This is a genomic window from Prevotella sp. P5-64, from assembly GCF_002251285.1.
Taxonomy (GTDB): Bacteria; Bacteroidota; Bacteroidia; order Bacteroidales; family Bacteroidaceae; genus Prevotella.
This window is the reverse complement of sequence record NZ_NPJK01000043.1, coordinates 1-3,291: the sequence shown is the minus strand read 5'-3', so window position 1 is coordinate 3,291 and position 3,291 is coordinate 1. Positions and strand designations below refer to the sequence as shown.

General features: G+C 42.7%; 2 protein-coding genes, 1 rRNA gene and 1 pseudogene. 1 reads left to right on the top strand and 3 read right to left on the bottom strand.

Annotated elements, in window-relative coordinates; genetic code table 11:
• Positions 1-737 (top strand): transposase (locus tag CIK87_RS08455; RefSeq protein ID WP_144008070.1); only part of this gene is annotated, 737 nt, incomplete at its 5' end.
• A 745-nt stretch (positions 738-1,482) separates the two neighbouring features.
• Here CIK87_RS08455 and CIK87_RS08450 read toward each other — a convergent pair.
• From CIK87_RS08450 to rrf, 3 genes and pseudogenes are all read right to left on the bottom strand, one after another.
• A pseudogene (locus tag CIK87_RS08450) lies at positions 1,483-2,728 on the bottom strand (IS4 family transposase).
• A 2-nt stretch (positions 2,729-2,730) separates the two neighbouring features.
• A complete protein-coding gene (gene tnpB, locus CIK87_RS08445) occupies positions 2,731-2,991 on the bottom strand; it encodes an IS66 family insertion sequence element accessory protein TnpB (RefSeq protein ID WP_094386825.1) in 261 nt (86 codons plus the stop codon).
• 210 nt (positions 2,992-3,201) lie between these two features.
• Positions 3,202-3,291, bottom strand: a 5S ribosomal RNA gene (gene rrf, locus CIK87_RS08440); the annotation flags it as partial.

Here is a 3,291-nt window from a genome sequence, read left to right as displayed (position 1 = left end):
CAAAACTTGAGGGCAAACGTGTCGGGCTGGTCCGCATGGATAGCGGTTTCTTTGCGAAGGAAATACTTGACTATCTGGAAATGAAAGGGTTACACTATATCATTGCCTGCCGTTTCAACAATCGTATAAAGTACAGTCTCACCCATGAACGCAAATGGATAGAGCTAACAGACGGATTGGAAATATCCGAAACCATCTATCAGGCAAACGGTTGGGAGAAGCCTAGACGCATTGTGATGGTCAGGCAAGAAATAGACAAGCGCCCCAAAGCTGCAGGAAAGCAAATCAAGCAACTGGAGCTTTTTGAGGATGAGCAGGATTTCGGAAAATACCGATACAGCTGCTTTGTAACAGACCTTGACCTGCCGGCCAAGATTGTATATGACTCATATCGCGGAAGAGCGGATTCTGAGAATAGGATAAAAGAATTGAAGAATGATTTCTCCATCGATGACTTTGTCACAAATAACTTCTGGGCAACAGAGGCATGTGGGAATTTCATTGTTATGGCATATAACTTTATGTCGTTGTTCAGACATGCGCTGATCAATTCCAACAAGAAGAAATTTCTGAAGACTATCCGATACGAGTTGATATCGACGCCAGCCTATCTGGGAAAAACAAAAGACAAGCACATCCTATATTTGGCTAGATCACTAAAAACACGACAATCATTCTTATCTATATGGGAAAAATTAAAGGATTTCTCTTTGCCGTACGACACAGAGAAATCCTAATGACCGATTTGGGCTTAAGCCATAACACATCGCAAAGGACCAACCTAAATAATAACGGTTATATAACACTACATAGAACATATCTTTCGATGGAATACACTGTCATTCTCCAGACACGCGTATTTCCTGAATTCAAATCGTGAATTATGAAAATACATACCAGCAACCATTATTTCAGCCTTCAAAAAGAGTAATTCACGCTACCATCCGTGTTCGAAATGACTTACTATCATTAGTATCCCTTTAAAATATTCAAAAACACAGCAGTTTTCTTGTAACAAGAGAATTTCATATATATCTTATGCTGCCATTCCAATTTTAACAGCTCTATAGTCAACAGCACCTATTGACTGCTAGAACATATAGTAAAATCCTTAGTAGTGAAGTAGTTGACGAGAGAAATGAACAACTTGAATTTGAAGAAATCTATCATAATACTATGCCTTATTGAAACATTGCAAAATTACACCCAAAAGCCCACTAAAGCAAGTTGGTTATACATATAAATCAATGATTCTTAGCCAACATGTCTATAATTGCCTAAAAAACGCAAAGCAATTGGTAAAAAAACGCCCGACCAAATGACGATATAGTGCACTTTATTCATCCAAAGAACAGTTTCTGAAACCAGAAGCGCTCATTCTTCTAACAGCCAACTCTATAGAGGCATAGGTTATCACTTGGTTTTTAAGAGATAAGTCAAACATCAACTCTTCATTCTATATTATTGCTGTCCGCTAAAACTCTAAAGAGCACAAATCCCCTCCCGAAGTCCTCTGAAAATGCTTGGTTCAGGGGGTGTTTCCAGAGCCTCCTGAACCATTTTTGCCCAGTTTTTTTCTGGTTCCTCAAGGAAAGTATAGCAGTTCACATAATACATGAGCATGATTCTCAGAAAAGCTCCAAGAGGGTTTGATGCGCTTTTTTATGACCATCAGAAGGAGATTGGCTATTAGGGTGACCCAAATCTGTATCTTGATGGCGTTGGCGCTCTCCCCATAGAAGTATTTAAGCGGGAAATTTTGTTTCAACTGCTTTAACAGCAACTCTATTTCCCATCTTTGGCGGTATATGTCAATGATGTCTTCCACCTCCATGGTCATGTCGTTGGTGAGCAACGATATGACTTTCGCCTTTTTCTTCGCAGGATCGACATAGGTGACAATACGGGCCTTGTGTTTGATATTCTCTCCGCCCTTTATATGTTTCCTGAACTCCACGACCTGGACTCTACACTCCATGAGGCCACACGGCAACATGTACATTGTGTCAGAAAGAGTATCATATACAAGATTCTTCTTAATTTTTGTCACGTATGTGACACCACGATTGGTCAGTTCCTCAAACCTGGCATAGTCTATGTAGGCCCTGTCCATGGCAATGATATCTCCATCGTTATAATTCGCGGGCTTCAGCATAAAGCTGCCATTGGTTGCGGCTGACGTGAACTTGATGTCAGACGGCACGAACTCGTTAGCGTGGATATTGGTGTGCACTTTTATGCTACCCTTCTTTTTCCCGGTCTTGGGATGCCTGCCTACGCCTTTGAAAATGAGGTTGGGAAAAAGGCTTATTGTCGTGGAGTCGATAATCTGCAGGCGGTTGAACCATGCAGGCATCCGCCGTTTTCGGATGTCCGAGGAAAGTTCGTCCTTGTATCGGGCGTACAGGCTGCGGTACGTGGCCTCAAACACAGCCTCAGGCCTGCGGGCGTTGGCATCAGACAAAGTGCTGCGCCTTGGCATCGTCCTTATGCCCAAATGGGCGAGCTTGCGCGCTTCAGGAAACATAGAATCAGTAATCTCGCGCAATGTGTCGAATTTTCTGATGACAGCGTAAAGCATTATGGCCATATGCTGGTAGGCATCAAAGCGCTTTACGTAGCGTTCACCATTATGCTCGCGGCTGAATTTGAGAATTTCTTCCTTGTTGAGCAAATTTATTAGCTGACCATACATCGGCTGTCCGCTAAAATGTGTACCTTTGTTCATAGTTACTTGAATTGAAATTTACAACAAGAAACAAAGGTAACTAAAAGGGCTGAATTCCAAGCGAGGAATCCAGCCCTAATTTTTATATGCTCAAAAAAAGTTTTAGCGGACAGCAATAGTTCCCAATGGAGCAACTTCATGGTCGTGCGAGACTTGCCCACAAATATATACACGTCACCATTAGCCGGTGCCAGACCCACTTTCCTGACCTGCCCACACATACCTTTAACGCCCATGCGCATATCTGTCGGATGCTGCGCCATAACTATACGGTTGTCCTCATTCAAATTGAACAAAACTTTTTTTGAGGACAAAGGTAATCAGTCTCGACGAAATGGAAAAGGCGGCCTATTTCGGATGGTTACCGTTCAATTTGATTATCGGATGGCAACAATCATCTTCTTTGCCCAACTATGGCACATATACCAACGAAAAAAGCCTCAGTCACTGTCGTGACCAAGGCTCTTCGTGAAAAAGGGCGGCTACCTACTCTCCCGCATTGCATTGCAGTACCATCGGCGCAAGTGGGCTTAACTTCTCTGTTCGGAATGGGAAGAGGTGGG

Coding starts and splice junctions, on each gene's coding strand:
- tnpB (WP_094386825.1), bottom strand. CDS start 2,991: ATGGCGCAGCATCCGACAGATATGCGCATGGGCGTTAAAGGTATGTGT.